The organism is Armatimonadota bacterium (genome assembly GCA_039679645.1).
GTDB lineage: Bacteria > Armatimonadota > UBA5829 > UBA5829 > UBA5829 > UBA5829.
In genome coordinates this window covers 54892-60891 of the sequence record JBDKUO010000037.1, presented here as the reverse complement: position 1 = coordinate 60891, position 6000 = coordinate 54892, and the positions used below count along the sequence as shown (strand labels likewise).

General features: G+C 50.8%; 7 protein-coding genes. 5 read left to right on the top strand and 2 right to left on the bottom strand.

Annotated features, from left to right (window positions below):
- Positions 1-322: 322 nt before the first annotated feature.
- From ABFD83_07700 to ABFD83_07685, 4 genes are read left to right on the top strand one after another with little or no spacing between them, the layout of a single operon-like run.
- On the top strand, positions 323-517 hold the full coding sequence (locus ABFD83_07700; protein MEN6356952.1) for a DUF6485 family protein: 195 nt from the start codon (positions 323-325) through the stop codon (positions 515-517).
- The gene (gene nth, locus ABFD83_07695; protein ID MEN6356951.1) at positions 517-1170 is read left to right on the top strand and encodes an endonuclease III; all 654 of its coding nucleotides are present in this window, start codon (positions 517-519) and stop codon (positions 1168-1170) included. Before ABFD83_07700 ends, nth begins: the two co-directional genes overlap by 1 nt.
- A 10-nt stretch (positions 1171-1180) precedes the next feature.
- Positions 1181-1492: a nucleotidyltransferase family protein gene (locus ABFD83_07690; protein ID MEN6356950.1), complete on the top strand. Its 312-nt coding sequence runs from the start codon at positions 1181-1183 to the stop codon at positions 1490-1492.
- The gene (locus ABFD83_07685) at positions 1482-1817 is read left to right on the top strand and encodes a DUF86 domain-containing protein (protein ID MEN6356949.1); all 336 of its coding nucleotides are present in this window, start codon (positions 1482-1484) and stop codon (positions 1815-1817) included. The genes ABFD83_07690 and ABFD83_07685 overlap by 11 nt, the downstream gene beginning before the upstream one ends.
- Before the next feature lie 4 nt (positions 1818-1821).
- On the opposite strand, the gene ABFD83_07680 is transcribed toward ABFD83_07685, so the two are convergent.
- Positions 1822-3243, bottom strand: a complete 1422-nt coding sequence (locus ABFD83_07680) for a pitrilysin family protein (protein ID MEN6356948.1) — start codon at positions 3241-3243, stop codon at positions 1822-1824.
- 113 nt (positions 3244-3356) lie between these two features.
- Positions 3357-4670 (bottom strand): pitrilysin family protein, encoded by a 1314-nt coding sequence (locus ABFD83_07675; GenBank protein MEN6356947.1) that lies wholly within the window; start codon positions 4668-4670, stop codon positions 3357-3359.
- A 118-nt stretch (positions 4671-4788) separates the two neighbouring features.
- Here ABFD83_07675 and rodA point away from each other — a divergent pair, with 118 nt between their 5' ends.
- A complete protein-coding gene (gene rodA / locus ABFD83_07670) occupies positions 4789-5916 on the top strand; it encodes a rod shape-determining protein RodA (protein ID MEN6356946.1) in 1128 nt (375 codons plus the stop codon).
- The last annotated feature ends 84 nt before the right edge of the window (positions 5917-6000 follow it).

Here is a 6000-nt window from a genome sequence, read left to right as displayed (position 1 = left end):
CTATGATGGGTAAGGATCTCCGAATCCGGCTATTCCAGCAAAGGTTACGGGGTTTGGAGACCCCAATTCGGCATTAAGGTGACGATTCGGAGATCGTCACCTATCAGGATACCTACCCCATAGTTTCTTTCGTGCTTCCCCCTTTCGTGTTTTCGTGATGAGGAGAATTACCCATAGATTTGGAATGCCCTTGCTCCGGAATTGCTCCGGAATGAAGTTGACGATCCTCGCAATTTCACCTAAAATCATGTCTGTATCGGATTAGCTGGTCGCGTATAGTGGCCGACGACTGCCGACCGACAACCGACGACATGAGGAAAAAATGGCCTGCGAAAGATCAAACGAGAACTCTATGAACTGCAACTGCACCTATTCAGGCTGCTGCCGGCACGGCAAGTGCTGTGAGTGCATTCAATATCATTTGGGTATGGACCAACTCCCCGCGTGCTGCTTCCCGCCCGAGGTCGAAAAGACTTACGACCGGTCCTTCAAGGCGTTTATAAGGTGTCACTCATAATGACGTTAGAAGAGAAAAAAGAGCGCGCGCCCAAGATAATCGAAATACTCAAGAAAGAGTATCCCGACGCGAAGTGCACTCTGGATTATCAGACTCCGCACCAGCTTATGGTAGCGGCTATTCTGGCCGCCCAGTGCACGGATGAGCGCGTGAATATGGTAACCCCTGAGCTGTTTGAGAAGTATCCGGATGTTGAGGCTTTCGCCAACGCCGATCAGGACGAGCTTGAGAGTATGGTCAAGGCTACCGGCTTTTTCAGAAACAAGGCAAAGGCGATTATTGCTTCGGCAAGGGAGATTGTCGGCGATTACGACGGCAATGTCCCCGATACAATAGAGGAACTGACTAACCTTAGTGGGGTGGGGCGTAAAACGGCAAACCTGATAGTTGGCGACGCATTCGGCAAGCCCGCGATAATAGTCGACACGCACGTAAAGAGAGTGACCAAGCGCCTCGGCTTTACGGATAACGGCGATCCGACCAAGATCGAGTTCGAACTGCGGGAGATACTTCCCGAGGCCGATTACACTCACTTCAATCATCTGATCGTAGCCCATGGGCGGGCAGTGTGCAAAGCCCCGACACCCAAGTGCGAGATTTGCGCCCTTCTCGATCTATGCCCGTTCGGCCAGGAGCGTATGGGGATTAGTTAAGAGGTTTCACATGAGCCCTCGTATTAGTATAGATCACAATTTGCTGAGAGAATTTTGCCGGAAATGGAGAATCGTTGAACTCGCGTTGTTCGGTTCCGTTTTGCGGGATGATTTCGGGCCGGAGAGTGATGTAGATGTCCTCGTTACTTTTGCTCCTGACGCAGGTTTAACTCTTTTTGACATGGTTCACATGCAGGATGAACTTGCCCAGATTCTCGGCAGGGAAGTCGATCTGGTGAGTAAACGCGGCATTGAGTCGAGTGCCAACTATATCAGAAAGAGGGCGATTCTTGAGTCTGCGGAGGTGATCTATGCCGCGTGATCTGGATTCGCTTATCGATATTCTTCAAGCTTCAAGACGTGCTGTCGAATTTGTTGGCGATAAAAGTCTTCATGCGTTTATTGATGATGTTCAGTGTCATTTTGCCGTTGTTCGCGCCATAGAAATAATTGGAGAAGCAGCTAACCGGGTAGGCGATGACTTCAAAAGCGAGCATCCATACTTGCCCTGGCGAGACATGATATCTATGCGCAACAGGCTAATCCACGGTTATGACTCAGTTGATCTTGTTTTGCTCTGGGATACTGTTGTTAAAGATATTCCCAAGCTAATTGAGTCAATTGAACCGCTGGTGCCGGCCGAATAACTGGTTAATCGGTAGCTTCCGCCTTCGACTTCGGCAGCAGCAGTTCCGCGGCGTAGTTGGTGAAATACTTATTTGCCGCGCGCTGCACGTCTTCAGCAGTCACTTTCTCCACTTCGTCAGGGTAGCTGCTGTACATATCATAACCGACTCCTATGGTCTCAAACCATGCCAGGTCAAATGCACGGTCCAACAGGTGCTGATGAGAGAGGTTATATGTGCCGATGGTATAACCCTTTGCTCGTTCAAGGTCCTTGGTGTCGAGCGGTTTAGTTTTGAGCGTGTTTACCTGCTCCAGGAGAGCGTTCTTTATGTCGTCAACCACCATCTTCGGGCTCATGGATGTAAGAGAGAACTTAAACGGATCGGTGATTATATATGCCATCAGATGACTCTGGTATTTTAGTTTCGGATACATAATCCCAAGGTCGTATCCCATCCCTCGTTTCTGGCGCAGCTCATTGAACATAAGCGAGCCTTTTCCTCCACCCAGTGCATTTGCCAATACGGACACAGCCGGGTAGTCAGGCGCACCCATTCCGGGCGCGAGCCATCCCAGCATCAGATACGCCGCGCCCAGTTCCACTTCGGACGCGTGGTATTTGCACCTGTCGAGTGTTTCGTTGGGGATTCCGCGGTCAACCGGCAGCTTACCCGGCGGCACCCCCGCGTAAGCCTTTTCAACGCGATCCAGCGCCTGATCGTAAGTGACATCACCTGCGATAGAGATCACAATATTGTTCGGCGCATAATAGGTTTTGTAGAACTTTTCGAGGTCTTGAACAGTCGCAAGCTTGTATGTCCTTTCAAAGCCGACATTCGGGCGTCTGTAGCCGCTGTCTTCGTAAAGCAGTTGCCTGAGATCAAAATACGTGTTCTCAAAAAGGTCATCACTGTTTGTGTTGACCCGGCGCAGCATAGCCGCTCTGACTTCCTCTATCCACTTGCTTTCAAAATTCGCTTCCGTAAGGCACTCACCGATCAGAGACATCGCGCGGTTGAACATGGTCGACGTGGTGACCGCTCTGATCTCTGTGAAATCAGGGTTCCACGATGCGCCGATATTGCCGCCGACCTGGTCCGCCACCGCCGCGACCTCTTCAGCCGAACTCATTCGAGTGCTTGCAAGGACCATTTGTGCAACAAAGTTGCCGATCCCTGCGGTCTGAATGGTCTCCTGAGCGGCTCCGGCCTTCACCATTGCCACAATCGTCACAATCCCGCTGCCACGCTCCGGTTTGATTATCACCGTAAGGCCGTTATCCAATACTTTCTTGACTATTTTGGGATTACTACCGGCAGTCTGCTGCGCAACTGCGCACGAGGCGACCATGAGGGCGAGAACTACAGAGACAGTCATCAACCGCGAAAGCTTCGGGAATAAATTCCCGAAACACCGTGTTATAGGATGGAGCGTTTGTTCGGACACTTGCTCCTCTCCCAGTTTCGGTAAGAAGTCTGGGGAGAGGTTAGTCGGCGCAGGCCGACTTTGTGTAGTTGTTGCCGCGGTTTTAACCGCAGGGCATGCGGTTTTGCGTAGCCTCATCTTGCACCCCCGTCCGGCCCCAGCACGATGATTACGGCTTTTGTCGGGTCGAAATATTTGCGCGCCGCTCTCATAATGTCGTCATTAGTTACCGCCTGAATGCAGTCGATATACTTGTTTGCAAACTGCGCATCGGATACCGCAAAATAGAAGCCTGCAGTGTTTGCCCGGCCTCCGTATGTCTCGTTCTGAAACGCATAGTCACCAAGGACCTCCCGCTGTGCAAGAGCCAGATTCCCAGCCGGTATGCCCTGTCGTCTGATCTCGTCTATCTTTTTGAATATCGCGTTTCTAGCTTCCTCAAAATTGGTGCCGGTGGTCGCGGCCACAAGAGATATCATGGATGGGTATTTCTGAGTAAGAAAATCACCCGAAGTCTCAGCAGCCAGCCCCATCTTCTTTGAAAGCTCGTCCTGCATCCAGTTCCATCGACCATAACCGATGTATGTCATCAGCACATCCGTCGCGCATACGTCCGCGAAGCTGTCACCCGACGGCCCCAGGAAAGCTATTGCCAGATAGTCATATTTGTATGGCGCTTTGAATGTCTTGTAAACCTGTGCGGCAGGTGGGGTGATTTCGACAGGTTTTTGATCCGGCGCAGGTGTTTTCGGCAGAGTCTGAAATGCTCTGCCAATTTCGGATATAGCCTGTTGGCTGTCTATATCGCCGACCAGCACAACAGCTATATTCGACGCCACGTATAGCTTGTGATATTGGTCCACCATCTGCTGACGAGTGATTTTTGCGACTGTCTCTTCCGTGCCTTCGATAGGCAGTGAATACGGGTGACTGCCGTAAAGCTCTTTTGCCAGATAATCTTTGCAGATGTCGAACGGTTTCGTTTGCTTCTTAATGATCTCGTCTGTAACTACAAGGCGTTCACGGTCCAGTTCGGCCTGATCAAACTGCGCGCCCGTAACGATGTCTGCAAGTATATCCAGCGCCTTGGGCAGGTAGCGAGAAGATACTGTAGTAGAGAAATGCGCCCAGTCGCGGGATGTGTGAGCATCGAGCGTAGCCCCCAGGCTCTCCATCTCAAGGTCCATCTCACCCTGCTTGTGCTTTGTTGTGGAGCCGAACGCGAGGTGTTCTATCAGGTGCGAGATACCGTTAGTTTCAGCGGTCTCCATGGCAGAGCCCGCCTTGACCCATACATCGACTCCTACAAGCCCGACCGCATGGTCTTCCTGCAGGATTATGGTCAGGCCGTTGTCCATTTTTACTATTTGGAACTCGGCAGGCTGCGCAAATGCAATAGATTGGAGTAAAAGAAATATAAACCCGGCTAGAAAGATTGTTCGAGTCATGACATCTCCATTGTTGGGTTGCAGTAATTCAATTATAATATGTTGGGACATGAATTGCGAGACTACTTAAGAGGACGCATGAATACGGTGCGGATGTTCCCCACAGGACTGAATTAAGATGATTGACAGCATTGATGGAATAGTCGACAGCAGGCATGTAAAGAATTTCGATTTCTCGCTGCTTTTTATAGCTCTGGCTATAATCGCGTTTAGCTGTGTGATGATATACAGCGCGAGCCGCGGCGGCACGACCGGCACCGGATATGTAGAGCGACAGATAGTATGGGCAGTGCTGGGTCTGGCGGCAGCAGCATTGATGGCTTCGATAGATACGAGCCTGTATCATCGATATGCCGGTAAGCTATATGTTGTCAACCTGTTGATGCTCGCCGCAGTGCTCGTAACTGGTCATTCCTCCAAGGGCGCACAGCGATGGATCGGTTTCGGCGCAGCCAAGATTCAGCCGTCTGAGTTCGCAAAGATTATATTGATAATAGCGCTGGCTGTTTTTCTGGTCGAGCGCAGAGAACAAATTCGGTCTATGGGTGTTTTCGCAAAGTCATTTATTTATCTGGCGGTCCCGATGCTCTTGATATTCAAGCAGCCGGACCTCGGCACCAGCCTTGTGCTGATAGCAATCTGGCTGACGATGACCTTCGTGATGGGCACGGACATCAAGAACATCCTGATTTTTGTCAGCGCAGGAATTATACTGGTGCTGGCTGCCTGGAACATCCCGGGAGTGATGAAAGACTATCAGAAGATGCGCGTGATCACATTTATCAATCCTGCGGCGGACCCACGCGGCAGCGGGTATCATGTAACTCAGTCGCGAATTGCAATCGGCTCCGGCAAATTTAGTGGAAAGGGCTTTTTGAAAGGCACCCAGCGTGAGCTTCACTTTATTCCGGAGCAGCATACCGACTTTATCTTTACCGTTGTCGGCGAAGAGACAGGCTTTGTCGGCGCTGCAGGGTTGGTCGCTCTATATTTCGCGCTGATATGGCGCGCCCTGATGATTATGAACGTGACCGAGGACCTTACAGGCCGAGCGATTGCCGCGGGCGTGACGGGTATGTTCCTCTTCCATATTGTCGTTAATATCAGCATGACTATAGGTATCATGCCGGTTACGGGTGTGCCTTTGCCTATGTTCAGCTATGGCGGCAGCAGCCTGATGGCCAATATGATGGGTGTCGGCCTGCTCGAAGGCGTAAGTATGCGCAGGCATAAGATCAGTTTTTAGGCAACAGGTAATAGGCAATAGTATCTTACCAGTTAATCTTTCAATATCTGGTATAGAAACAGTGGAAAGCTGAAAGTGGAAAGC